The organism is Aurantimonas sp. A3-2-R12 (assembly GCF_036016755.1).
Lineage (GTDB): Bacteria > Pseudomonadota > Alphaproteobacteria > Rhizobiales > Rhizobiaceae > Aurantimonas > Aurantimonas coralicida_A.
In genome coordinates, this window is sequence record NZ_JAYXIH010000002.1 from 15,636 (window position 1) to 40,666 (window position 25,031).

General features: G+C 64.8%; 23 protein-coding genes. 11 read left to right on the plus strand and 12 right to left on the minus strand.

What is annotated here, in order from left to right; genetic code table 11:
• Positions 1-76: 76 nt before the first annotated feature.
• Positions 77-1,861, plus strand: coding sequence for an SLC13 family permease (locus VSX60_RS01205; protein WP_327622296.1), 1,785 nt, complete (start codon positions 77-79; stop codon positions 1,859-1,861).
• On the opposite strand, the gene ppdK is transcribed toward VSX60_RS01205, so the two are convergent.
• The 5 genes from ppdK to VSX60_RS01230 all read right to left on the minus strand — a co-directional run bounded on the left by ppdK (position 1,849) and on the right by VSX60_RS01230 (position 8,052).
• Positions 1,849-4,521 carry a pyruvate, phosphate dikinase gene (gene ppdK / locus VSX60_RS01210; RefSeq protein ID WP_327622297.1) on the minus strand — a complete coding sequence of 891 codons (2,673 nt, stop codon included), beginning with the start codon at positions 4,519-4,521 and terminating at the stop codon, positions 1,849-1,851. The genes VSX60_RS01205 and ppdK overlap by 13 nt on opposite strands.
• Positions 4,522-4,694: 173 nt before the next feature.
• Positions 4,695-5,447 (minus strand): DsbA family protein, encoded by a 753-nt coding sequence (locus VSX60_RS01215; RefSeq protein WP_327622298.1) that lies wholly within the window; start codon positions 5,445-5,447, stop codon positions 4,695-4,697.
• Between the two features lie 120 nt (positions 5,448-5,567).
• Positions 5,568-6,065 (minus strand): DUF721 domain-containing protein, encoded by a 498-nt coding sequence (locus VSX60_RS01220; RefSeq protein WP_327622299.1) that lies wholly within the window; start codon positions 6,063-6,065, stop codon positions 5,568-5,570.
• Complete coding sequence (locus VSX60_RS01225) at positions 6,062-7,306, minus strand: O-antigen ligase family protein (protein WP_327622300.1); 1,245 nt, start codon at positions 7,304-7,306, stop codon at positions 6,062-6,064. Before VSX60_RS01225 ends, VSX60_RS01220 begins: the two co-directional genes overlap by 4 nt.
• The gene (locus tag VSX60_RS01230; RefSeq protein WP_327622301.1) at positions 7,303-8,052 is read right to left on the minus strand and encodes a glycosyltransferase family 25 protein; all 750 of its coding nucleotides are present in this window, start codon (positions 8,050-8,052) and stop codon (positions 7,303-7,305) included. Before VSX60_RS01230 ends, VSX60_RS01225 begins: the two co-directional genes overlap by 4 nt.
• A gap of 86 nt (positions 8,053-8,138) precedes the next feature.
• Between VSX60_RS01230 and mutY the strand changes: the two genes are divergently transcribed.
• Both mutY and VSX60_RS01240 read left to right on the plus strand, forming a co-directional pair.
• Entirely contained in the window at positions 8,139-9,266 is a 1,128-nt protein-coding gene (gene mutY / locus VSX60_RS01235) for an A/G-specific adenine glycosylase (protein WP_327622302.1), read from the plus strand.
• The gene (locus tag VSX60_RS01240) at positions 9,263-9,895 is read left to right on the plus strand and encodes an HAD family hydrolase (RefSeq protein WP_327622303.1); all 633 of its coding nucleotides are present in this window, start codon (positions 9,263-9,265) and stop codon (positions 9,893-9,895) included. The genes mutY and VSX60_RS01240 overlap by 4 nt, the downstream gene beginning before the upstream one ends.
• 6 nt (positions 9,896-9,901) lie before the next feature.
• Here the strand turns inward: VSX60_RS01240 and VSX60_RS01245 are convergent, their stop codons facing one another.
• Entirely contained in the window at positions 9,902-11,035 is a 1,134-nt protein-coding gene (locus VSX60_RS01245) for a site-specific DNA-methyltransferase (RefSeq protein ID WP_327622304.1), read from the minus strand.
• Between the two features lie 193 nt (positions 11,036-11,228).
• Between VSX60_RS01245 and VSX60_RS01250 the strand changes: the two genes are divergently transcribed.
• Positions 11,229-11,915, plus strand: coding sequence for an HAD family hydrolase (locus VSX60_RS01250; protein WP_327622305.1), 687 nt, complete (start codon positions 11,229-11,231; stop codon positions 11,913-11,915).
• Positions 11,916-11,925: 10 nt separating this feature from the next.
• Here the strand turns inward: VSX60_RS01250 and VSX60_RS01255 are convergent, their stop codons facing one another.
• A complete protein-coding gene (locus VSX60_RS01255) occupies positions 11,926-12,459 on the minus strand; it encodes a hypothetical protein (RefSeq protein ID WP_327622306.1) in 534 nt (177 codons plus the stop codon).
• Between the two features lie 147 nt (positions 12,460-12,606).
• On the opposite strand from VSX60_RS01255, the gene thrC reads away from it, so the two are divergent.
• Genes thrC through VSX60_RS01275 form a run of 4 tightly spaced genes read left to right on the plus strand, consistent with a single transcriptional unit; the run spans position 12,607 to position 18,902 of the window.
• Positions 12,607-14,016, plus strand: coding sequence for a threonine synthase (thrC, locus tag VSX60_RS01260; RefSeq protein WP_327622307.1), 1,410 nt, complete (start codon positions 12,607-12,609; stop codon positions 14,014-14,016).
• A complete protein-coding gene (locus VSX60_RS01265; RefSeq protein ID WP_327622308.1) occupies positions 14,013-15,323 on the plus strand; it encodes a M16 family metallopeptidase in 1,311 nt (436 codons plus the stop codon). Before thrC ends, VSX60_RS01265 begins: the two co-directional genes overlap by 4 nt.
• An 8-nt stretch (positions 15,324-15,331) precedes the next feature.
• Positions 15,332-15,955 (plus strand): GNAT family N-acetyltransferase, encoded by a 624-nt coding sequence (locus VSX60_RS01270; RefSeq protein ID WP_327622309.1) that lies wholly within the window; start codon positions 15,332-15,334, stop codon positions 15,953-15,955.
• Positions 15,956-16,004: 49 nt separating this feature from the next.
• Entirely contained in the window at positions 16,005-18,902 is a 2,898-nt protein-coding gene (locus VSX60_RS01275; protein WP_327622310.1) for an EAL domain-containing protein, read from the plus strand.
• A 59-nt stretch (positions 18,903-18,961) separates the two neighbouring features.
• Here the strand turns inward: VSX60_RS01275 and VSX60_RS01280 are convergent, their stop codons facing one another.
• Positions 18,962-19,564: a YqgE/AlgH family protein gene (locus VSX60_RS01280; RefSeq protein ID WP_442872837.1), complete on the minus strand. Its 603-nt coding sequence runs from the start codon at positions 19,562-19,564 to the stop codon at positions 18,962-18,964.
• A 212-nt stretch (positions 19,565-19,776) separates the two neighbouring features.
• Here VSX60_RS01280 and VSX60_RS01285 point away from each other — a divergent pair, with 212 nt between their 5' ends.
• Together VSX60_RS01285 and VSX60_RS01290 are read left to right on the plus strand one after the other, a co-directional pair.
• Positions 19,777-20,613, plus strand: a complete 837-nt coding sequence (locus VSX60_RS01285; RefSeq protein ID WP_327622312.1) for a protein-disulfide reductase DsbD domain-containing protein — start codon at positions 19,777-19,779, stop codon at positions 20,611-20,613.
• A 93-nt stretch (positions 20,614-20,706) separates the two neighbouring features.
• Positions 20,707-21,192, plus strand: a complete 486-nt coding sequence (locus tag VSX60_RS01290; RefSeq protein WP_327622313.1) for a peroxiredoxin — start codon at positions 20,707-20,709, stop codon at positions 21,190-21,192.
• A gap of 41 nt (positions 21,193-21,233) precedes the next feature.
• On the opposite strand, the gene rnhA is transcribed toward VSX60_RS01290, so the two are convergent.
• From rnhA to ispH, 3 genes are read right to left on the minus strand one after another with little or no spacing between them, the layout of a single operon-like run.
• Positions 21,234-21,698, minus strand: a complete 465-nt coding sequence (gene rnhA, locus VSX60_RS01295; protein WP_327622314.1) for a ribonuclease HI — start codon at positions 21,696-21,698, stop codon at positions 21,234-21,236.
• Positions 21,695-22,675 carry a homoserine kinase gene (locus tag VSX60_RS01300; protein ID WP_327622315.1) on the minus strand — a complete coding sequence of 327 codons (981 nt, stop codon included), beginning with the start codon at positions 22,673-22,675 and terminating at the stop codon, positions 21,695-21,697. Before VSX60_RS01300 ends, rnhA begins: the two co-directional genes overlap by 4 nt.
• Positions 22,676-22,677: 2 nt before the next feature.
• A complete protein-coding gene (ispH, locus tag VSX60_RS01305; protein WP_327622316.1) occupies positions 22,678-23,682 on the minus strand; it encodes a 4-hydroxy-3-methylbut-2-enyl diphosphate reductase in 1,005 nt (334 codons plus the stop codon).
• 248 nt (positions 23,683-23,930) lie between these two features.
• Here ispH and VSX60_RS01310 point away from each other — a divergent pair, with 248 nt between their 5' ends.
• Positions 23,931-24,266, plus strand: coding sequence for a PilZ domain-containing protein (locus tag VSX60_RS01310; RefSeq protein WP_327622317.1), 336 nt, complete (start codon positions 23,931-23,933; stop codon positions 24,264-24,266).
• A 5-nt stretch (positions 24,267-24,271) separates the two neighbouring features.
• On the opposite strand, the gene VSX60_RS01315 is transcribed toward VSX60_RS01310, so the two are convergent.
• Entirely contained in the window at positions 24,272-25,021 is a 750-nt protein-coding gene (locus tag VSX60_RS01315; protein WP_442873032.1) for an SURF1 family protein, read from the minus strand.
• Positions 25,022-25,031: the final 10 nt, after the last annotated feature.

Genomic DNA, 25,031 nt, shown 5'->3' on the forward strand with positions numbered 1-25,031 from the left:
GGCACAGCGGTCTTGTCAAACCGCCCGTTCGTCGCAGTTCTGAGTTCTGCCGGGACCTCCTCGCCGACGGAACCTCATGAACGCCTTTCTCACGGACTATTCCTCCTACATCGCGCTGGCGGTGATAGGCGTCGTTTTCGTGGCCTTCGCCCTCGAGCTCTACCCGCCGGAGGTGATCGCGGTCGGCGGCGCCGTGAGCTTCCTAGTGCTCGGCTATCTGGACGCGGACGAGTTCGCCTCGGTCTTTTCCAATCCCGCGCCGATCACCATTGCGGCGATGTTCGTGCTGTCGGGCGCATTGGTGCGAACCGGCACGCTGGAAGGGGCCGCGGGCTGGCTCGTCGCCAGCGTCGAGCGATACCCCCTCATGACCCTTGCCGTCATGGGTCTCGGCGTGATGGTCGCCTCCGCCTTCATGAACAATACGCCGGTGGTGATCGTGTTCATTCCGATCATGATGGAGATCGCCAAGAAACTGGGTGTGGCATCGACGCGGCTGCTGATCCCGCTGTCGTACCTGACCATTCTCGGCGGCACCTTGTCGTTGATCGGCACGTCGACCAATCTTCTGGTCGACGGCGTCGCGCGCGGCCAGGGGATGGAGCGATTTTCGATCTTCGAGATCACTCCGGTCGGCATCGTCGCGTCGATCACCGGAATTGTTTACCTGCTGATCGTCGGGCGGTTTCTCCTACCCGACCGCAGCTCGGCCGAAGACGTCCTGGGCGACGACGCAGGCAATCTCTATTTCAGCGAGATCGTCGTGCGGGACGGCGCGAGTTCGATCGGCAAGCGACTGAAGGACGCCGCAACCTTTTCAGCGCGCGGCATCCAGCCGATGGCCATTTTGCGCGGCTCGGAGACGCTTCGCCGCGACATCGGCGATATCGAGATCCAAAAATCCGACCGCATCGTGCTATTCGCGACAGCCGAGGAACTCTTGACGCTGAACGCCAACCAGAACGTCCGGATCGCCCGCGTCACGCTCTCCGCAGAGAAGGATGAAGAACGGGTCGTCGTCGAAGCGACCGTGGCGCCGCACCGGCGCGGCATCGGCCGCCGCATTTCCGAACTAACAGGAATTTCAGGATCCGGCGTCGCGGTTCTCGGCGTCCAGCGTCATCGGCACGTGCCGGGTCCCACGCTGCACGGTACGAAATTGCGTCCCGCCGATCGTCTGCTTCTGGAAGGACGTCCGGAGGCGCTCGCCCGCATCGCCGAGGCCAATGATCTCATCGGCATCGACGTCAGCGAGGCACGGCCGTTCCGGCGTCGCAAGGCGCCTATTGCCATCGGCGCGCTCGCCGGGGTCGTGGGCGTCGCCGCCTATGGGCTGGCGAGCATCCAGGTGCTTGCGTTCGTCGCGATCGCCGCCCTGCTTCTGGTGCGGGTGATCGATGCCGACGAAGCCTGGCACTCGATCCGAGGCGACATCCTCATCCTCATCTTCGCCATGCTGGCAATCGGTCTTGGGATGCAGAATTCGGGGGCCGTCGACTTGCTGGTCGGGGCGATAGAGCCGCTCCTGCGCGATGCCTCGCCCTTCATCGTGCTGTTGAGCATCTACGCGATCTCGTCGATCCTGACCGAGATCGTCACCAACAATGCCGTCGCCGTGGTGGTGACGCCGATCGCGATCAGCCTGGCTACCGCGCTCGGGCTTGATCCGAGGGCTGCCGTCGTCGCCGTGATGTTCGGCGCTTCCGCCTCCTTCGCGACGCCGATCGGCTACCAGACCAACACGCTGGTCTATGCCGCCGGCAACTACCGGTTCTTCGACTTCGTCAAGATCGGCGCGCCGATGAACCTGATCGTCGGCTTCACGACCTGCATTGCGATCTACTTCTACTACGGTTCCTGACGCCGCCCCCGGCCACGGAGCGAACGGCTCGCCCGGATCGCCGACTGGGCCGCGGCAAGCCGGGCAATCGGCACGCGAAACGGCGAACAAGACACGTAGTCGAGTCCAGTCTGTTCGAAAAAGGCGATCGAGGCCGGATCCCCGCCCTGCTCGCCGCACACGCCGAGCGAAATGTCCGGACGCGTGCGCCGCGCTTTCTCGACAGCGAGACCGATGAGTTCGCCGACGCCTTCGACGTCGATGGTCTGAAACGGGTCTCGCTCGATGATCCCCTGACGGACGTAGGTCGACAGGAAATTGCCGGCGTCGTCGCGCGAGATGCCATAGACGGTCTGGGTCAGATCGTTGGTGCCGAAGGAGAAGAACTCGGCGACCTCGGCAATCGTATCGGCGCGCACGATGGCCCTTGGCAACTCGATCATCGTGCCGACGAGATAGTTGATGCTGCAGCCGCGCTCAGCCATGACCAGTTCGGCGACCCGATCGACACGCTCCTTCACGAAGTCGAGTTCCTTGCGCAGGCTGACCAGCGGGACCATGATTTCGGGAACGACCGCGGCGCCGGTCTTTTCGCCGGCCTCGACCGCCGCCTCCAGGATCGCGCGCGCCTGCGTCTCGACGATCTCGGGATAGGAGATCGCCAATCGGCAGCCGCGATGGCCGAGCATCGGGTTGAATTCCTCGAGCGCCGCGATCCGGTGCTTCACGACTGTTTCGTCGACGCCGAGCATCGCCGCCGTCTCGGTAATCTCCGCATCGCTCTTGGGCAGAAACTCGTGCAGCGGCGGATCGAGCAGGCGGATCGTCACCGGTAAGCCCGCCATGATCTCGAACAACTCGATGAAATCGGAGCGTTGGATGGGCAAAAGCTTTTCGAGCGCCGCCCGCCGCCCGCTCTCGTCCGATGACAGGATCATCTCGCGCATGGCGCGGACGCGGTCGCCCTCGAAGAACATATGCTCGGTCCGGCACAAGCCGATGCCCTCGGCGCCGAAGGAGCGGGCGGAACGGGCTTCGACCGGTGTGTCGGCATTGGCCCGCACCCGCATGCGCCGCGCTCGATCGGCGAATTCCATCAATGTTGCGAAATCGCCGGTCAGTGACGGCCGGACCAAAGGCACTGCTCCCTCGATCACATCGCCGGTAGAGCCGTCGATGGTGATCCGGTCGCCCTCCCTGAGTACGCGGCCGGCGGCGTGAAGGGTTCCCTTTTGAGCATTGATGCGCAGTGATCCAACGCCGGTCACGCACGGTTTGCCGATGCCGCGGGCGACCACGGCCGCGTGACTTGTGGTGCCGCCACGAATGGTCAGGACGCCCTCGGCGACATGCATGCCGTGGATATCTTCGGGGTGGGTCTCGTTTCGCACCAGGATCACCGGGCGCTCTTCGTTCGCCAGTATCTGAGCCCGCTCGGAGGTGAACACGATCTCACCCGTCGCCGCACCCGGTGACGCCGGCATGCCCCGGCCGAGCACGACGAAATCCGCCGAGCGTTCGATGGTCGGATGCAGCAACTGATCGAGCGACGCCGGGTCGATTCGCAGAATCGCTTCCGATTCCTCGATCAGCCCTTCCTTGACGAGTTCGACCGCGACGCGGATTGCCTCCGGCGCGGTCCGACGGGCAATCCGCGACTGCATCAGGAACAGCTCGCCGTCCCCGACCATGAAATCGACCTCGACCGCATCGCCGGCATGGGCCTCGATGCGGCGAACATGACGGGTCAACTCGCTCAAATCGGTCGGAAAATCGCGACACTCGCCATTCGCGAGGTCCGCCAGGTCGAGGACCGGCGGCTTCTCGCCGATGGCGCTAGACCCCCTGGCGCCCAGTCCGAACTCTCCGGACAGCCGGGATTGCCCGCTACCCAGATCGCGGGAGACCGCGCGACCCGTCCCGGAGTGGTAGTTGCGCTCGTTGAAGATCATCGCATGCACGGTGACCGCGAGACCGGCATTTTCCGGGATACCCTGGATCAATCGGTGCGACACCGCCAGCGGATTGCGCCAGCTCGCATAGCTGGCGGCCACGACGCTGAATAACTGCTCGAGCGGCGTCTGCGGCAGCACCGCGCCGATCTCGCTGTCGAGATGGCCCTGATAACGCGCGATCAGCGCGCGCCAGTCGGCGGGCATCTCCGGCTCGACGGCCCAGCCCGCGCGATCGCGTTCCTCGTCCGCGATTTCTTCGAAGTGGGATGAATCGACGTCGAAGACCAGCGCGGCATAGCTTTCGATGAAGCGCCGGTAACTGCGATAGGCGAATGCGGGATCCTTGAGCTCGGTTGCCAGAATCTCGACGGTCCGGTCGTTGAGGCCGATGTCGAGGACTGTCTCCGCCAAGCCCGGCATCTGCGCCCGGGCGCTGCTGCGCACGGCCAGAAGCAACGGTCGTTGATCGCCGTCGAAACGCCGGCCGGTCACGCCCTCGAGCCACTCTATCGCCGCCCTCAGTTCGGCCCGCAGCGCCTGTGGCAAGCCGTCTTCGGACCCTTGCGCCTCACGCCAGACAGGCGTCGCGATGGTGAAGCCGGGCGGAACGGGCACATCGAGAGAGGCCAGCAGCGCCAGATTGGCGCCCTTCAGCCCCAGCGCTTCGGCGGCGTCGGCCGTGCGATCGGCCGCTCCGCGCCTGAAAGTGAATATCCGTTTGGACATTGAATGCCGCCGACTGCCTCCCCGATGAGTCGGGCCTTCCGCCGGAAACCCCGCCCACCTCTAGAAGAAAATCGCAGACACGCCAATTGTTGCAATGCAAAAACCCGACGCGGTCGATCGGCGGATACCTGCTCCCGCAGGAACGGGCACCCGCCGCGTTAGGTCGCCGGCTGTTACAGATGCGACTCGATCACCGCCGCCATCTCGTCCGGTCCAAGGGCGCCGGAGTATTTGTCGCCGTTGACGAAAAAGGTTGGCGTCGCGTTCACGCCGAACTCGTTCTGGCCGCGCTCCTGCGTTTCCACGACCTTCTGCTGCAACTCCTTGTCGTTGAGACACGCGGTGAAGTCATCCTGGCTCATTCCGGCCAGCTTGGCGAACTTCAGGAGGGCGGCCGATGCATTCTCGGCACGGGCCCATTCTCCCTGCTGTTCCAAAAGGACGTCGACCATCGCTGTACGCTTAGCATCATCGCCGGTGCAGCGCGCTAGCATCGCCCCCGCCAGCGCCCGTGGGTCGAACGGGAATTCACGGATGATCAGCTTGGCCTTGCCGGTGTCGATGAAATCCTTCTTGAGCTGAGGAAGGGAATTCACATGAAAATTGGCGCAGTGGCCGCAGGTCATCGAGGCGTATTCGACGATCGTGACCGGCGCCTCTGGGTCGCCGACGATGATGTCGGGAAGCGGCCCTTCGGCCATCAGCTTGGAAACATCGACGGAGCCGGACGAGGCCGGTGCTTCGACGGTGGGGGCCGGCGGCGTGGCGGGGGCGGTCTCCGACTGCGCGACCTGAATTTCCGTCGCCGCCTCGGCAGAGGCGCTGGCCGCTTGAGCCAGGCCGCCGGTACTCGCCACGAGCCCGGCGCTGGCGAGAAGCGCAGCGATCTTGAAAGCCAGGGTGCGGCGGGAGGTGGCGGAAGACATACACATCATCGATCGGAACCTTTGAGGATAGGGTGGCGTCAGTCTCTGCGATCTACGGAAGAATTGCGACTTGTCCAATGAACTCTTCATGAACGGGCGGCGTGGCTTCGCAAAGGCCCATCATCCATCATTGCGCCGTAACGTCGTCTCGGCGAAGGCCCGCAGTGCGTCGCGAAGCTTCGGATCCTCGATGCGCGCGACCATGTCGTCGATGCGGGTGATATCGCCGGGATCGAGGTCTCGCAGCTTCGGCTTACGGTTCGGACGCGCCTGATTGACGGCTTTTTGCACGATCTTGATGCGCTCGACCGCCGCGAAACCGAAGAACGCGTTCACCCGGGCGATCAATTCGCTGGTCTGATGCTGCAGACGCAGGGCCGCGGCCGCCTCGCAGGCGACCACGAGCGTCGCCGGCTCGAAGGCGTCGGTGTCGGATCGCCGCGCCGGCCAGAGCAGCTTTTCCGGTCGCGTCATGTCCTGCAGGCGGGGGCCGGCGATCTCGGACCAAGCGGCGACAAGGCCGCTGGTCATCCCCGCCTTGCGCCTCAGGATCGGGTCCATCAGACCGCCAATGAGATCGGCAACCGGAATCGCCGAAGGCGCCCGGCGCCGCTTCACCCTCCCGCTCCAGACAGGCCGCTTCGATACCGCGCCCGGAAAGCGTCGCGGCGGATCGCGACAAGGATAAGGGTCATGAAGGAAAATATCGACAGGATCATCCACTCGTTCAGGAGGACACCGTGGAACGATCCGAAGGTGACGACCAGAAAGACGAAGGCATAGGATGTCTCCGGTACGAGATGGCCGGGCGAACATCGCGTGACGCGGATGAGAAAGACCGCGAAGATCGACATGAGCAGCGCCAGCCCGACCAGACCGTTGGACGCCGCCTCGTCGACGAACAAATTGTGCAGATGCGTATAATAGGCCACGGAGGGTGCGTTTGCGGGCGCGACGGCGGCAGCGACCGCGTCCATTCGTTCCATTCCGCCGACGCCGACGATCGGGCTCTTGGACACGACATCGAAGGCCCCCGCCCACATGACCAGACGGATATCCATCGAACCGCCGGCCTGCACCAAACCCGTGTCATTCAGCTCTTCTATTTCCTGGACCCCGGCAGTGATGCGTTCGGCGATGGTCAAGGCCAGCGGCACGGCCGCCGCGATCAAAACCGCCGCAATCGGAAGCGCCAGCGAACGCAGCCGAAACGGAATTTTTCGCCAGTGCCGAATCAGCTCCAATCCGTCGAACAGGGCGACCAGCAGGTAGACGAACCACGCCGCCCGGGTGCCCGATAGCAGGACCGGTACGAAGGAGAGATAGAACCAGAGTCGGCTATTGGGAAGAAAAGAGGCTGGGCGTCGGGCGTCCAGCCGGGCGGCAAGACCGGCAGTCGCAGCCAGAAAGGCGACGATCGCGGCGTTGCCGCCAAGATCGATCCGGCCGCCAATGACCATTGGGTCGAAGGGAATCAAAGCCAGGGCGGCGAGAATGGCCGCGCGCGAGCCGAGGATCAGCGCATCCAACGGTTCTCGCACAAGACTGATCGAGAGCGGCAGAAAGACAAAGCCGAGTATGATGAGGCTGTAGGAGAACATTCGGTTGCCGTCTACGGGTTCGTTCCGGAACACCATGAGCCCGATCGACCAACTCGCATAGGCGATGATCGCAGCGCAAAAGGCCGTGTCGGCATAGCGCCAGGTCCGATGCCGGGCAAAGCCCAAATTGACGCCGATCAGGCCGAAGAAGAGAAAGGCTCCCTTGGCGATGGGATTGCCGATGGCCAGCAGGGCGATCGCCAGGGCAATGAGCGGCGCATCGAAGGAGCGCCGCGCCAGGAGCCAGCGTTTTATCATCGTTCGGTGCGCGCAATGAGGCCGAAGCGGGCGCGCCGCACCACTTCCGCCGTCCGGAAGAGCAAGGTCGTCAGACGCCGCCACGGCGCCAGCTTCATCGCTGAGTATTTTGCTCGCCCGCCGATCAGGCTCTGCTGTGTGAGCGGATTGCCGGCAACCAGATCCGGTTTGACGTGGCGCACCCTGACGCCGAGCGCCCAGCCGCGTTCCAGCGCCACATCGTAGGGCAGTTGCATCGGAACGAGCCGCTGCCGCAGGGTTTTCGCGCCCCGCCGGTTGACCAGGTAGGCGGCCGAGCTACCGGTCGGGCCGAACAGCGACGTCCCCAACCGGTGACCACCGCCGATCGAACGGTGCGCGCGGAACACCGGCAGGCGATGGTGCATCAGTTTCACGACGTCCCAATCGTCCACGGCAACGATCCGATCGAGTACCGGCAGGAGCGCAGGCGTCAGTCGCACATCGTCCTCGAAGATCACCGCGATGTCGGCGTCGCTGGCCAGGAAGGCATCGAACACGTCGATATGGCTTTGATAGCAGCCATATTCCCCGTCCATCGGGATCTTGCCGTGCAGGCGGCGAAACCCGCTCTCGTCGAGGATCTCGCGCGCCTGAGGCGGCACTGTCTTCCCATCGACCGCCTTGACCCGTATCAGGTCGATGCCGATCGTGGCGGCATCGGCACCGATCGCCGCAAGGCGCTCCGGAGACCGATCCAGATTGATGACGTAGTAATTGGTCTTCAAGACAACTCTTTCGTGGACGGGCCGCCGGTCCCCGTTTCGGGAGTCGATTGCGCGAACATCAGGCAATGTCAAGGCAAGCTCAGTCGATGCTCAAGCCAGATCCACCGACCCCTTCGGACAGCGTTCTTCCCTCCATCGCCGAGCCGCTTCTGTCCTGGTACGACGGTCACGCCCGAAAATTGCCGTGGCGCGTTTCGCCGCAAGAGCGCGCGGCTGGAATAAGGCCGGAGCCCTATCGCGTCTGGCTTTCGGAGATCATGTTGCAGCAAACCACGGTCGCGGCGGTGAAAGCCTATTTCGCCCGCTTCCTCGATCGCTGGCCGACGGTTGAGGACCTCGCCGCCGCCCCGGAAACGGATGTACTCGGCGAGTGGGCGGGCCTCGGCTATTACGCCCGCGCCCGCAACCTTCACGCCTGCGCCAGGACCATCACCGAAACCTTCGCCGGCGGCTTTCCCCGCAGCGCGGCCGAACTCAAAATGCTACCCGGCATCGGCGACTACACATCAGCCGCGATCGCGGCGATCGCCTTCGACGAGCCGGCAGCCGTGGTCGACGGCAATGTCGAACGGGTCGTCACGCGGCTGTTCGCGATCGAGGCGCCACTGCCGGGGGCGCGGAAGACGATTCGCGGCCACGTCGCGGCACTGACGCCGGATCGGCGCCCCGGCGACTTCGCGCAAGCCATGATGGACCTCGGCGCGACCGTCTGCACGCCTACCGGTCCCGCCTGTATCCTTTGCCCCCTCCGCGCCCACTGCCGGGCTGCGGCCGAAGGTCGCGCGGAGCAGTTTCCCGTCAAGAAGCCCAAAGCGGCCACGCCGGAGCGAAAAGGCGCCGCCTTCGTCGCCGTGCGGCCGGCGGACGGCGCTGTCTGGCTGCGCCAACGCGCCCGTAGCGGCATGCTTGCGGGCATGAGCGAACCGCCGACGACCGAGTGGCATGCCCGCGCCGACGGAGCGACCGGCGCCAAGGCCGCGCCATTCGCGGCGAATTGGCAATTCCAGGGCATGATCGCCCACGCCTTCACGCATTTCCGCCTAGAGCTCGAAGTCTACCGGGCCGAACTGACGCAGGATCCGCCCATCGCCGGATGGTGGTCGCACGAGGCCACGCGCGACAGCGAGGCGCTCCCCACGCTGATGCACAAGGTGCTCGTCCGCGCGCTTGCCGACGGGACCGCGCCAAAACCGTCAAGAAAGAGAACCGGATGACTGTCACGCATGTCGTTTTCGACATCGGCAAGGTGCTGATCCACTACGATCCGCACATTCCGTTTCGCCAGATCATTCCCGACGACGACCGCCGGGCGTTCTTCTTGAGCGAGGTCTGCTCGCACGCATGGAACCTCGAACAGGATCGCGGCCGGCCGTGGCCGGAGGCCGAAGCCGAAGCGATCGATCGTCATCCCGAGATGGCCGCGGAGATTCGCGCCTTTCGCCGCAACTGGCACCGGATGGTGCCGCATGCCTATGAGGGGAGCGTGGCGATCCTGCGCGGCCTGATCGCCTGCGGTGTCGATGTCACCCTATTGACCAATTTCGCCTCGGACACGTTTCGCGAGGCGCAGGCGAAATTCCCGTTCCTGACGGAAACGCGGGGCGTGACCGTCTCGGGCGACATCGCGCTGATCAAGCCGGACCGCGCGATCTACGACCACCACGCGGCAAGCTTCGACATCGCCCCGGCGAGAACGGTTTTCATCGACGACAGCGCGCCGAATGTCGACGGCGCCCGCCAGGCTGGCTGGCAGGCGATCCACTTCATGGATGGCGAGCAGCTTCGCCACGAACTCGTCGCCCTCGGCCTGCCGGTCCCGTCACGTTCAGCCCCGGCGGACTAATCGGACTCAAACGCTGACAGCGCCCAGTCCGTCGCGGATGCGCTGTCTCAACGCGTCGATCGGGGTCAGCGATTCACCCGAGCGCACATGCCAGAACGTCCAGCCATTGCAGGCGTCGAGACCTTGAACCTTCGCCCCGATCCGATGGATCGACGCGGCGTCCTCGCCGATAGAGATGGTTCCGTCGGCCCGGACACGTGCCGTCCAGCGACCTTTCGCGTCGGTGAGTTCGGTGCCCGGCGCGACAAGGCCGGCCTCGAGAAGGCTGGCGAACGGAATCCGCGGCTCCGCCCGTTTGCCGCCCGTCATCTTGAGCGCCGCGGCATCCAGCGGCTCGATCGCGGCGATCCGGGCTTCGGCGGCGCGAATATAGGCGTCCTCGCGTTCGATGCCGACGAAGTGGCGACCCAGCCGCTTGGCGACGGCGCCCGTAGTGCCGGTGCCGAAGAACGGATCGAGGACGATGTCGCCGGGCTTCGTCGAGGCGAGGATGATCCGCGCCAGCAGCGCCTCGGGCTTTTGCGTCGGATGGGCCTTGCGTCCCGCCTCGTCCTTCAGCCGCTCGGCCCCGGAGCAGATCGGAAACAGCCAGTCGGAGCGCATTTGCACGTCGTCATTCGCCGCCTTCAGGGCGTCGTAGTTGAAGGTGTAGCCCTTCGCGTCCGCGTCGCGGGATGCCCAGATCATCGTTTCATGGGCATTCTGGAAGCGCCGACCACGGAAATTCGGCATCGGGTTGGTCTTGCGCCACACCACGTCGTTGAGCATCCAGTAGCCTAGGTCCTGCATCGAGGCGCCGACGCGGAAGATGTTGTGATAGGAGCCGATCACCCAGATCGTCCCGTTCGGCTTCAGCACCCGGCGCGCCGCGAGCAGCCAGGCCCGCGTGAAGGCATCATAAGCCTGGAAGCTCTCGAACTGGTCCCAGGCATCGTCGACCGCGTCGACCTTCGACTGGTCGGGGCGATGCAGGTCGCCGCCCAATTGCAGATTGTAGGGGGGATCGGCGAAGATGACGTCGATCGAGTTCGCCGGCAGCGCCTCCATTCGGGCGACGCAATGCCCCTGATGGATCCGATCGAGCCAGTCGGGCTGCTCGACCCGCACAGTCGCCAAGGACGCGGAACGCTTGCTAATCATCTTCACCACCGGTTACGCAAAAACATCAAACCGAGGACATGGTTACCGAACGGCGTAAATAATCGGTGAAACCCGGGCTTTGTCGTTTCCGGCGCCCCGTGGTAACGGAGCCGGCGCTTGCCGGTCGGCGGCCCCGATACGGCTTTCCGGGATCGGGCGCATGACCCAACCATCTGATACGCCGGAGCCTTTCATGTCCGAACCTTTGTTGGTGATCTTCGACTGCGACGGTGTGCTGGTCGATTCGGAAATCATCGCCGCCGCGGTTCAAACCGAGATGCTGGCCGAGCACGGCATCGAGGTCGACGCCGCGGAGTTCGCCACCCGCTATGCCGGACTCACCTGGCAGCTGGTCATGGAGCGGCTGACCGCCGAGACCGGAACCCGCTTCCCGGACGACTTTTCCGCCCGCATCGATGCCGAAATCGATCGGCGGCTTGGCAGCGACGTCGAGGAGATCGCCGGGGCCCGGACCGCTCTCGATCTCATCACGCTGCCCCGTTGCATCTGTTCGAACTCGTCATCGCAGCGGCTGGAGCTGGAACTCGAGCATGTCGGCCTCTGGGATTATTTCCATCCGCACGTCTTCAGCGCGCCGGAAGTGGGTACCCAGAAGGTCAAGCCGGAGCCGGACGTCTTTCTGCATGCCTGCGAAACGTTCGGGGTGCCGCCACGCGCGGCGATCGTCATCGAGGATTCCGTCCATGGCGTCGCGGCGGCTTCCGCCGCCGGCTGCCGGGTGGTCGGCTTCACCGGCGGACGCCACACCCATCTCGGCCATGCCGAATCCCTGAGCGAAGCCGGCGCCGAGACGGTGATCAGCCGGCTGGCGGATTTCCCCGCGGTCGTCACCGCCTTTGCGAGTTGGCAAGACGCCTGATGGCGGAGCGTTATCCCGCCGGCCCTTCGTCGTAACCCGCATAGATCACGACGCTTCGCGCCGATGCCTGATCGATCGCGATCGCCTCGTCGACATAGACGAACGTCTGCGCGCCCGCGTTTGGCGTGACCGGCACGCTGGTTTTGCCGAGCCGGGAATAGATCACGTCCTCGCCGTTGAGAATCGCGATCCGGATCGGCAGCGACACGGTCCGGTTCGTCGCCGCCGGTCCGGGCATCACCCTTCCGGCGATGCCGATCTTCATGCGCAATTTTCCGTCGACGATCCGGCAGTCGCGCGTGGTGTCGGTCACGGACGCCACATAATCGACGTCGTCGCCGACCTTCTTGGTCAGAATGGCGGTTCCCTCGCGCAGGCTCACATTCGGACAATACCGCGCCTCGGTTCCCTGCGCGGCGGCTAGGGACGCTGCCGGCGGCGCGTTACCCGCGAGATCGGCGCCGGAATTCGTCGATGAGCAGGCCGACAGTAGCGCCAGCGCGCCGCCGAATGCCAGACCCCTCGCGGCGATCACCATATGCATCAGTCGGTTCTTCCCTTATTGTGGCGTGCCGTTCTATATCAGCCCGTGAACGGATAGGCGACTGATCGAAGCCATGCCAGACGGACAACCGACAAACCGGTCGTCCCGATCACGGGCGGCTCCGATCCGAAGCGAAGTGGAGACGATGTGCAATATGTGAGTTCGCGGGGCGAGGCGCCGGTGCTCGGCTTCGCCGACGCCCTGCTGGCAGGTCTCGCGAGCGATGGTGGGCTCTATGTGCCCGAGACCTGGCCGGTCCTGTCCGCCGACACCATTCGCGGTTTCGCCGGACGCCCCTATGCCGAAGTAGCCTTCGACATCCTCACCCCCTTCGTGGGCGACGATATCGCGGCCGCGGATCTGAAACGGATGGTGGAGGAGGCCTACGCGACCTTCCCACATCCGGCGGTCGCCCCCCTCGTCCAGATCGGCCCCTCGCACTTCGTGCTGGAACTGTTCCACGGCCCGACTTTGGCCTTCAAGGACATTGCGATGCAGCTCATCGCGCGCCTGATGGACCATGTGCTCGGCCAGCGGAAGCGGCGCGCCAGCATCGTCGGCGCGACCTCGGGCGACACCGGAGGAGCGGCGATCGCGGCTTTCGCAGCAAGCCAACGGACCGACATTTTCATCCTGTTCCCGCATGGCCGCGTCTCGCCGGTGCAGCAGCGCCAGATGACCACGTCCGGCGCCGACAACGTCCATGCCGTCGCCGTCGACGGAACCTTCGACGACTGCCAGGCCCTGATCAAGGCGATGTTCAACGACCGCCGATTCCGCGAGACGGTCGCGCTCTCGGGCGTCAACTCGATCAACTGGGGCCGGATCATGGCCCAGATCGTCTATTATTTCACCGCCGCGGCCAGCCTCGGAGCGCCGGACCGGAAAGTCTCCTTCACCGTCCCGACCGGCAATTTCGGCGATATCTTTGCAGGCTATGGTGCCAAGCGCATGGGCCTGCCGATCGAGCGGCTGGTGATCGCCACCAACCAGAACGACATCCTGGTTCGCACGCTCGATCGCGGCCGCTACGAGACCACCGGCGTCCACGCCACCATGTCGCCATCGATGGACATCCAGGTTTCATCCAATTTCGAGCGCCTGATCTTCGAGGCGAGCGGACGTGATGGCGAGATGGTACGGCGACTGATGCAGCAACTGTCCCAATCCGGCAGCTTCACCCTTCCCGAACCGGTTCTGACAGCGATCCGCGCGGAATTCGACGCCGGGGCGACCGACGAACCGGCAACCGCCGAGACGATCGCGCGGATGTTGGCGACCACGGCCTATCTCCTCGACCCGCACACCGCCGTCGGCGTGGGTGTTGCGGAAACCCGCCTCGGCCCCGAGCCGATGATCACCCTCGGCACCGCCCATCCGGCCAAATTCCCGGCCGCGATAGAACGGGCAACGGGCATTTCGCCGGCGCTTCCGCCCAGTCACGCCGACCTCATGCAAAAGCGCGAGACGCTGGACCGTTTGCCGAACGAGATCGGCGCCGTCCAGGACTATATTCTCGCGCGATCGCGCGCCGTCAGTCAGGGAGCCGAAGCATGAGCGTCGACATCACGAAGCTCTCGAACGGACTGATCATCGCCACCGAGACCATGCCGCATCTGGAAAGCGCCTGCCTCGGCATCTGGGTGAAGGCCGGCGCCCGCGACGAGGCGCCCGAGGAGCACGGCATCGCCCATATGCTCGAGCATATGGCATTCAAGGGCACGAATCGGCGCAACGCCCGCCAGATCGCCGAGGAAATCGAGGACGTCGGCGGTGAAATCAACGCCGCGACAAGCGTCGAGACGACATCCTATTACGCCCGTGTCCTGAAAAACGACGTGCCGCTGGCGCTCGACATTTTGACCGACATCCTGATCGACTCGCGCTTCGACGAGCAGGAGCTCGAACGCGAGCAACAAGTGATTCTGCAGGAGATCGGCGCGGCCGAGGACACGCCGGACGACATCGTCTTCGACCATTTCCAGGAAGCGGCCTATCGCGGCCAGATCGTTGGCAGGCCGATCCTCGGCACGCGGCAAACGGTCAAATCCTTCAATCCGGGGAATTTGCGGACCTATCTGGCCCGGCACTATTCGCCCGACCGGATGATCGTTTCGGCGGCGGGCGCCGTTTCGCACCAGGCGATCGTGGACCAGGTGCAAGCCGCGTTCGGATCGAGCGCGGCCCCGCCCCTGCCGCTGCACTCGGAACCGCGGACGCCAGCCGCCTATACCGGCGGCGAGTTTCGCCAGGAGCGCGACCTGATGGACGCGCAGATGGTCCTCGGCTTCGAAGGGCGTCCCTACTACGCCCGCGATTTCTACGCCTCGCAGGTGCTGTCGCTGATTCTCGGCGGCGGAATGTCGTCGCGGCTGTTCCAGGAAGTGCGCGAGCGGCGGGGCCTTTGCTACGCCATCTACGCCTTCCATTGGAGCTTTTCCGATTCCGGCATTTTCGGCGTCCATGCCGCGACGGGCGAGGCGGAACTCGCCGAGCTCGCGCCGGTGATCATCGACGAACTCCTCAATGCAGCGGCCGGGATCACCGAGGTGGAGGTGACGCGCGCCCGCGCGCAAATGCGATCGAGCCTGTTGATGTCGCAGGAGAGCCCTGCCTCCCGTGCGGCGCAGATCGCTCGCCAGCTTCTGTTCAACGGATCGACGATCGCCAATGAGGAGTTGATCGGACGTCTCGACGCGATCACGGCGCCGCGCCTGTCCGACCTCGCCGAGCGGTTGTTCATGGGCCAGACCCCGACGCTCGCCGCCATCGGCCCGGTATCGCGCCTGCCGGGCACGGGCGAGATCGTCGCCCGCCTCAATAATCGAACGGGATCCGAGGCCTTGGTCGCCGCAGGTCACTGACGCGGGCAATGAGCATTCTCGACCATCTGACTGGACCGCAGCTTCCGAGCCTGGAAGGCGACGGGATCTTGCTGCGCATGCCCCGGCGCGGCGACTACGCGGCCTGGCGAGCATTGCGAGGCGACAGTCGCGAATTCCTGAAGCCGTGGGAGCCGTTATGGACGGCCGACGAATTGTCGTGGGAGGCCTATCGCCTGCGCCTTCGCCGCTACAGTCAGGACGCGCGCGAAAACACCAGCTTCTCCTTCTTTCTGTTCGACGCGGAAGGCAGAACCCTGTACGGCGGCACCACCATCGGCCAGATCCGGCGCGGGGTCGCGCAGTCCGGCACGTTGGGCTACTGGATGGGCGAGCGTTATGCGGGCTCCGGTCTGATGCCGCGCGCGGTGGATCTCATGAAGCTGTTCGCCTTCGACGTGCAGGGGCTGCATCGCATCGAGGCCGCCTGCCTGCCGTCCAACACCCGGTCGATAAGATTGTTGGAAAAATGCGGTTTCACGCGCGAGGGTCATCTGCGAAACTACCTGAAAATCGCCGGGCGGTGGGAGGACCACTATCTTTACTCTCTGCTCGCCGAAGAATGGTCGCGATCGAGGTCCAGGGAACGGCTCTGTGCCCTACCCGCGGAATGATCGCGGCATGGCTGTGACGCAGAGACGCAAGAAGGCTTCGCGAACGGCTATGCGATCCACACTCCCGTCCGGGAAACTGATTCTCGCGCTGATCGCGCTCGTCCTGGCGTCTTTCGTGACCGCGGTACCATCGCGGGCGTTGGAGCCGGTCAGCATTTCGCGCGACGATACCGCCATCGACCTGAAACCCGCGGTCGACATCCATCGCGACCAGGGACGCAGTTTCCAGGTGGCGACCGTCCCAGGCGCCGACGGGATCGTACGCCGGATCGAGATCGAGGCGAATTCGCCCGACGCCTCGGGCAATTGGGCGGTCTTCGCTCTTGCCAATAACGGCGACGAGCAGATCGACCGCCTCGTCGTGGCGCCGCATTTCCGTCTCGTCGGATCGGGCATCGTCTGGCCGGATCTCGGATCCCAGCGCATCGCCTCGATCACGCCCTCACAGGGCTTCGCCCTGGAACGCCAACCGAGCTCGGACGCGGACGTCTTTCTGGTGACCCTCGATCCGGGAGCGATCGTCACCTTCGTCGCCGAACTGACGGCGTCCAATCTCCCGGACATCCGGCTTTGGGAGCCCAACGCCTACAAGGACACGATCAACGCCTTTACCCTTTACCGCGGCATCGTTCTCGGCATTTCCGGCCTGCTCGCGGTGTTCCTGACGATCCTGTTCGTGGTCAAGGGCTCGGCGATGTTTCCCGCGACGGCCGCACTCGCCTGGGCCGTGCTCGCCTATATCTGCATCGACTTCGACTTCTGGCAGAAACTCGTGCCGGTCCTGCCGGGCCAGGAACGAATGTGGCGCGCCGGAACGGAGGTGGCCCTCGCCTTCACGCTGGTCGTCTTCCTGTATGCCTACCTCAACCTCAACCGCTGGCACGGCCTGTTGTCGATCTTTACCGTGCTGTGGCTCGCCGCGCTCGGAACGCTGGGGGCCGTAGCCGCTTTCGATCCCGTGATCGCGTCAGGGATTGCCCGCCTGTCGCTCGCAGCCACCGCCATTGTCGGGCTTGGGCTGATCGCGACGCTCGCCGCCCAGGGCTTCGACCGGGCGATCATGCTGATCCCGACCTGGTGCCTCATTTTGCTATGGCTCGTCGCCGGGTGGATGACGACGACCGGCCGCATCGACAACGACATCATCCAGCCGGCGCTCGGCGGCGGCCTGGTACTGATCGTGCTGCTCATCGGCTTCACGGTGATGCAGCATGCCTTCGCCGGCGGCGGCTTCGCGCAGGGACTTCTGTCGGACATGGAACGGCGCTCGCTGGCGCTGGCGGGCACCGGCGACGCGATCTTCGATTGGGACGTCAGCCGCGACCGCATCTTCGCCGGCGCCGACGGCGACGCCCTCGCCGGCATGCCGGTCGCGTCGATGAACGGCCCGGCGCGGGACTGGCTGCCGATCCTCCACCCCGACGACCGCGATCGTTTCAGGATGACGCTGGACACCATCCTGGAACACCGCCGCGGGCGCATCTCGCAGGAATTCCGTTTACGCGACGAAGATGGCCACTATCACTGGATGGCGCTGCGCGCGCGCCCGGTCCTCGGCAGCGACGGCGAGGTTGCGCGCTGCGTCGGAACGCTGAAGGACGTGACCGAGCGCAAGAAGGCCGAGGAGCGGTTGCTGCACGACGCGCTGCACGACCAGTTGACCGGACTGCCGAACCGCGAGCTGTTCAAGGACCGGCTGGATGCAATCGGCGTTCTCGCGGCAACCCGCCCCGACGTGCATCCGACGATCTTCGTGATCGATCTCGACCGCTTCAAACAGGTCAACGACGATTTCGGCATCGCCACGGGCGATACCATCCTGCTGACCTTGGGACGGCGGCTGAAGCGCCTGCTGAAGCCCGAGGACTCGCTCGCCCGCTTGGGCAGCGACCAGTTCGGGCTGATCTTGCTGTCGCAGACCGAGGTCGGGGCCGTCGCGGCCTTCGCCGAGACGCTGCGCGACGGCATCAAGGCGCCGATCGCCTTCGCCAACCGGGAGATCGTGCTAACCGGCGCGATCGGCCTGACCGGCTGGACGGAGTCATCCAGCCCGGACGAGGTGCTCAAGGAGGCGGAACTCGCCATGTACGAGGCGAAGCGGGGCGGCGGCGACCGCATCGAGCCGTTCCGGCCCTCCTACCGCAGCGCCGGCTATGGCCGCCTGCAAGTGGAATCGGACCTGCGCCGCGCCTTCGAACGCAAAGAGTTGTCGCTGGCGTTCCAGCCGATCATCCGGCTCGACGGCGAGGAAACCGCCGGCTTCGAGGCGCTGCTGCGGTGGGAGCACCCGAGACGCGGCGCCATCTCGCCAACCGAGTTCGTGCCAATCGCCGAGAGTACAGGCCTGATCGTCCAGCTCGGCCAGTTTGCCCTCGAGGAAGCCGCCCGGCGACTGAGCGACTGGCAGCGAATGACCGGGAACCAGAAGCTGTTCATGTCGGTCAACATCTCCAGCCGGCAGCTCATTCGCCAGGATCTGATCGCCGACGTCAAAACGGTTCTGGAGCGTTACCGCCTGCCGCCGGGGAGCCTGAAGCTGGAGCTCACCGAATCGATCGTGATGGACAATCCAGAGCGCTCGGCGCAACTGCTGACGCGGCTGCGCAGCCTCGGCGTCGGGCTTTCGCTGGACGATTTCGGCACCGGTTACTCCTCCCTCGCCTATCTGATGGGCTTTCCCTTCGACACGCTGAAGATCGACCAGTCGTTCCTGAAGAACAACAGCCAGCCGCAACGCCCGATCATCCTGCACTCGATCGTCACGATGGCCCATGACCTCGGCTTGCAGGTGGTCGCGGAAGGCGTGGAAAGCGATTCCGACCTCGTCCTGCTGCGTCAGCTGAACTGTGAATACGCCCAGAGCTTCATGTTCTCGCAGCCACTGACGGCGGAGCAGGCGCGCAAGGCGCTGCACGATCACATGGTCGGGTTGAAACGGGCCAGCTGACGCGCCGGCGGGATCCGCGCGGGACGCGAAAAAGCGTGAAGCGGTTGTCGTCCGATGCTCTAGGCGTGGCCGGCATCGCTGGCCAGGAACGCCGCGTCGACCCCCAGCAAGGCCAGGGCGCGGCCGTATTTCTGGTCGAGCTGATTATCGAAGACGATGCCGAGATCGGCCTTGCAGGTCAGCCAGCCATTCGCCGCGATCTCGTTTTCCAATTGCCCCGGCGCCCAGCCGGCATAACCGAGCGCCATGATCGCGGTGCGAGGGCCGATGCCTTGCGAAATCGCCTTGAGGATATCGAGCGTCGGGGTCAGCGAAATCCGGTCGTCCACCGGCACGGTCGAGTCGGAATCGTAATCGTCCGAATGCAGCACGAAGCCTCGGCCCTTTTCCACCGGGCCGCCCATGCAGACTGAGACCTCCAGCCCTTTCTCCGGCAGGTGGATGTCCGTCTCGCTGGCGACGATGCCGAGCTGGGTCAAAAGGGCTGGAAAACTGACCGGCTGCGGCTTGTTGATGATGAAGCCCATCGCCCCATTCGCCGAATGGGCGCAGAGATAGATGACGCTGCGCACGAAGCGTTCGTCCTCCATGCCCGGCATGGCGATCAGAAAATGCCCCTCGAGCGTGGTATCGATGCTATCGTGTCCGATGTCGTGATCCATATTCATGCCAACCACATGTCGTGCCCGGATGTCGTCACAAAGGTTCTCATCATTCGGACGATTAGACCAGAGCAAGTGGGCCACGTCTCTGGGTGGAAATTCCCTCTTCTCGTTATTTTGAATGGCGGGCGGTCCGCCGTCGGGTCTATCCACGCTTGACCGCGCACGGCTTCGCGCGTTTGTACAGGCAGGACGAAGGAGTGGAACCGATCATGATACGGACCATCCGGATGGCATATGGCCTTGCCGGCGTGCTTGGCCTCGCTCTTCTGGCCGGCGAAACCCACGCCGCGAGCGACGGCGCGACGCTGGCGACGGATCAGGTCACGATAAGGTTGGCGCGCGAGACCGCCATGCCGGACGGCACGGTTCGTGGTGCGCTGGTCGTCGACCTCGCGCCAGGCTGGAAGACCTACTGGATCGACCCCGGCGCCTCGGGCATCCCGCCCACGATCGACTTTTCCGAAACCAGCGGCCTCGGCACAGCCACGCTGCGCTTCCCCGCCCCGCATCGCCTGGGTGAGGATTTCAGCCGCGCCAACGGCTACAAGCAACCGCTGTCGATCGCCTTCGAACTCGCGCCCGAGCCGGACGCAACGATCGGACCGATCGAAGCGCAGATCCTGCTCGGCGTCTGTGCCGAAATCTGCATCCCGGTGCAGACGAACCTCACCGGCGAGAGCGATGCGGCCGCCGACGCCACCACCGTCGCCGCGGCCTTCTCGGCCCTACCGGATAGATCCGGTGATATCGGCCGAATCCGATCGGCCGTCGCCAATGCGAAGGGCGATGTGCTGACGATCACCGCCGAATACGCCGGGGCGGCCGAAATGCCGGATCTTTTCGTGCGGGGACCCGAAGGCTGGTATTTCGACGAGCCGGCCGCACCAGCTTGGCGGGACGGCAGTCTCGTCTTCGAGGTCAAGGTGGTGGATCGGCCGCGCGGCGCCGAAGGCGCTCCGGAGTCGATCGACGTCGTCTTCACCGATGGTCCCCGCGCCTTCGAGGCCAACGACATCACGGTTGCGGGCAAACCGCCGCAGGGCTGACAGGCTCGACAAAAGCGCTGGGTGCCCCACATCCGGCATCGCTGGCGCTTGGCCAGGATCAAGTCGCTTGGCGGCACACAAGAGGGACGACATATGGCTATCGGCGTAGGCGACAAGCTTCCGAACGCGACACTGAAGACCAAGGTACCGGATGGCCCCGCCGATCTATCCACCGACGAGATTTTCGCCGGCAAGACCGTCGTGCTTTTCGCCGTTCCCGGCGCGTTCACGCCGACCTGCTCGATGAACCATCTGCCGGGATTCCTCACCCACAACGACGAAATCCGCGCCAAGGGCGTCGATACGATTGCCGTCGTGTCGGTCAACGACGTCTTCGTCATGAGCGCCTGGGAAAAGGCCAATGACGCGGCCGGCAAGATCCTGTTCCTGTCGGATGGAAACGGCGAGTTCACCAAGGCGGTCGGGCTCGATGTCGACCTTTCGGTGGCAGGTCTCGGCGTGCGGTCCAAGCGCTATTCGATGATCGTCGAGAACGGGGTCGTCAAAGCCCTCAATATCGAGGAATCACCGGGTCAGGCTGACAAATCGTCGGCCGAGGCGCTGCTCGAGCAGCTCTGAGTCAACCCGGCAAACGCATGGAGAACGGGCCGTGAGGGACGTTACCTTGCGGCCCGTTTTCCAGTCTTGAACGGCTCCATGCCGGCACGGGCGAGTTCGTCGGCGCGCTCGTTGAGTTCGTCGCCGTCATGGCCCCGGACCCAATGGAACGCCACCTCGTGGCGACCCTTCTCCGCTTCGAGCCGCTGCCACAGCTCGGCATTCTTCACCGGCTTCTTGTCGGCGGTCTTCCAGCCGTTGCGCTTCCAGCCGTGAATCCATTTGGTGATGCCGTCGCGCATATAGGTCGAGTCGGAATACAGATCGACGGTGCAGGGGCGCTTCAGCGCGGCGAGCGCCTCGATCACGGCCGTGAGCTCCATGCGGTTGTTGGTGGTCTGCTCCGCGCCACCCTTCAACTCCTTCGCCGCCCCGTTGAAGCGCAGGATCGCGCCCCAGCCGCCCGGCCCCGGATTGCCCGAACAGGCCCCGTCGGTATGGATCTCGACCCGGATTGCCTCGCTCATGCCTTCACCCGTCCGGTATCGAACCCATACCCTGCCGCATTTCCGACCGAGCGGTGGAAACGCAGCTTGCGCAAATATTCCTTCGGGTCCTTCTTGGTGACGAAGGAGCCCTCCGGCGTGTTCAGCCAATCGTAGAGCCGCGTCAGCAAGAAGCGCAGGGACGCGCCACGGCAAAGGACGGGAAGCACCGCGAGTTCCTCTTCCAGCAACGGCCGAACCGCGGCGTACCCCTCAAGCAGCGCCCTGCCCTTGGTCACGTTGAAGCTTGCGTCCGATTCAAAGCACCAGGCGCATAGCCCGATCGCCAGGTCGTAGGCCAGGAGGTCGTCGCAGGCGAAATAGAAGTCGATCAGGCCGGACAACTCACCGGAGAGGAAGAAGACGTTGTCGGGGAAGAGATCGGCATGGATGATGCCGCGCGGGATATCCGTTGGCCAGTTTGCTTCCAGGAACGCCAGTTCCGCCGCGATCTCGTCGGACAGACCCGGCTCCACCTCATCGGCGCGGCCATCGCAACTCGCAAACAGCGGCCGCCAGTCAGCGAGCGCCAGGCCGTTTGCCCGATGCAGCGGGAAATCCGCGGCTTCCGCGTGCATGCGCGCCATGGCGCCACCGACGGCCCGGCAATGGTCCGCCGACGGTCGGCGGGTCCACATACCTTCCAGAAAGGTAAAGATCGCCGCCGGGCGACCCGACAGTTCTCCGAGCGACTCACCGGCGCGCGTATGGACCGGCAGCGGGCAGGACAGCCCGCGCTCGGCCAGATGCTCCATCAGGCCGACAAAGAACGGCAGATCGTCGCGGTTTACCCGCTTTTCGTAGAGCGTGAGGATGAAGGTCCCGCCGCCGGTGCGCAGCAGGAAGTTCGAATTCTCGACGCCCTCTGCGATGCCCTTGTAGCTCAGCAACGGGCCAAGGTCGTAATCGGCGAGAAACGCCATCAGCTGCGATTCCGAAACGTCCGTATAGACCGCCACGCTCAGACCTGACCGTTCACGAAGGCCATGTCGGCCACCGTCAGTGGCGTCTGGCGAAGGCTGCGCATGACCGGGAAGTTCTCGTTCTCCTCGGCCGTCCGCACCAGTCCGATGGCGACCTCGAACCGCTCGCGGAAGGCCGCGACGATGGCGTCGATGAGAATTTCCGGCGCCGAGGCCCCAGCCGACATCGCGATGGTGCCGCCCGGCACGATCGCGTGCCAGGGAATGTCCGCCACGCCCTCGACCAGAACGCCCTTAGCCGCGCCGAAGCGTTCCGCCACCTCGACCAGCCGGCGCGAATTCGACGAATTCGGCGCCCCGACCACGAGGAAGACCTCGGCGCCGGGAGCGGCTGCCTTCACCGCCTCCTGCCGGTTGGTCGTGGCATAGCAGATCGATTCCGACGAGGGCGCGTGCAGCGCCGGGAACTTCGCCTGCAATGCCTCGACGATCCCGATCGTGTCGTCGACCGACAGCGTCGTCTGGGTGACGAAGCCGAGGGTGGCCGGATCGCTCGGAACATAGGCGGCGACATCCGTCTCGGTCTCGATCAGGGTCACGGCGCCTTCGGGCAGCTGCCCCATGGTGCCGACGACCTCCGGATGACCGCGATGACCGATCAACAGGACATGGCGACCCAGCCGCATGTGCCGCATCGCCTGCTTGTGGACCTTCGAGACCAGGGGGCATGTGGCGTCGAGGTAAAGCATCTCCCGCGCCTCGGCCGCTGCTGGAACCGACTTCGGCACGCCATGCGCCGAAAAGACCACCGGTTGGCCATCGTCGGGAATATCGTCGAGTTCCTTGACGAAGACCGCGCCCATGTTGCGCAAGCCTTCGACGACATAGCGATTGTGGACGATCTCATGGCGGACATAGACCGGGGCGCCGTATTTCTTCAGCGCCAGAACGACGATCTGGATTGCCCGGTCGACACCGGCGCAAAAGCCGCGCGGCTCGCACATGCGGATCGTCAGTTTCGGCTTTGCGGCGGGGACGGACAAGAATGGCTCCGGTGTTGGCGGTATCGCGCGGTCGGCGGGGCGAATGAAGGGATCGACCATGCACGTGTCAAGTCTCGCCGTGCCTACAGCATGTTGGCGAAAACCGGAATCCGTTTTCGGAATACTGCTTCGCGGAGACTGTCGGTCGTTCCACTGCGCCACTGGCGTTAAGCCTAACAACATCCAAAGCTTGGCAGGGCCGCCCTTCGAATTTACTCAGGATACCGAATGAATTCGGGAGAGATCCAATGCTCGAACAAAGACGCAATCGCCGGCGCCGTGTCTGCCTGGCCGGCGCGGTCACATGCGGCCCCGAAAGCGCGATCCTGCCCGTTCGGATCAAGAACCTGTCCGACCATGGCGCCGAAATCGTCGCTGCGGATGGACACATTCCCTCCCGCGATGTCGAGTTTTCCGTTCAGCGTGACGACACGCGGATCAGATCGGCCAAGGTCGTCTGGCGTAGAATGCGGAATTTCGGCCTAGAATTCAGCGACGGCCGCGACGATCGGGGCGATACGGACGCCACGGTCCGTCGGCTCTTGTCCGATCTCGGCAGGTTCGGTTCGACCCGCGGCGACTGAACGGTTCAGCTCGAGGCGCCGGTGGCTGCCCGAGCCGCGCGTCGATCCCGCACCACGAGCAACACCGTCATTACCGCCAGCACGAAGGCCAGCCCGTACCAGGTGACGGCGTATTGCAGATGGCTGTTCGGAATGTCGATGACAGTCGTCCCCCCCACCGGCCAGCCGCCGGGCGCCCGGCCCGGCCCGGCATCGACGAAAAACGGCAGCACCTGCGCGTTGCTTGTGAGCGTCAGGCCGGCCGCCATCGCATCGAGATCGCGCCAGAAAAACGTCTGCTTGGCCGGATCGTTGTCGGGCACGAAATAACCGGACTTCTGGGTCGGCGCGTTCCTTGCCAGACCCGTAATCGTCACGCTTCCCTCGACCTGCCCCTCGGGGCGCGTCTGCGGCTCGCGCAGCTCATAGGGGACGAAGCCGCGATTGACGAACACGACATCCCCATCCCCTGTCACGAGCGGCGTATAAACGTTCCAGCCGGCCCGGCCCTCGAAGGTCGACAGGAAGTAGCGCTCGCCCTCATGGAGGAAGCGGCCGCTGACGGTCACTGGGATGTAGTCGACATCGCCTGTGGCGGCATACGCCGCGCGAAGCGCCGTCAGATCGACGGGTTTTGCGTCAACTCGCTGTTCGATCCGGTCGATGAGGCCTTGCTTCCAAGCGAGCCGTTCGACCTGCCAGGTGCCCAGACCGGCGAGGATCGCGATCCCGGCAAGGCAGAAACCCAGCGCCAACCAGAAGCGCGCGCGGGACATGCGGCCGGAC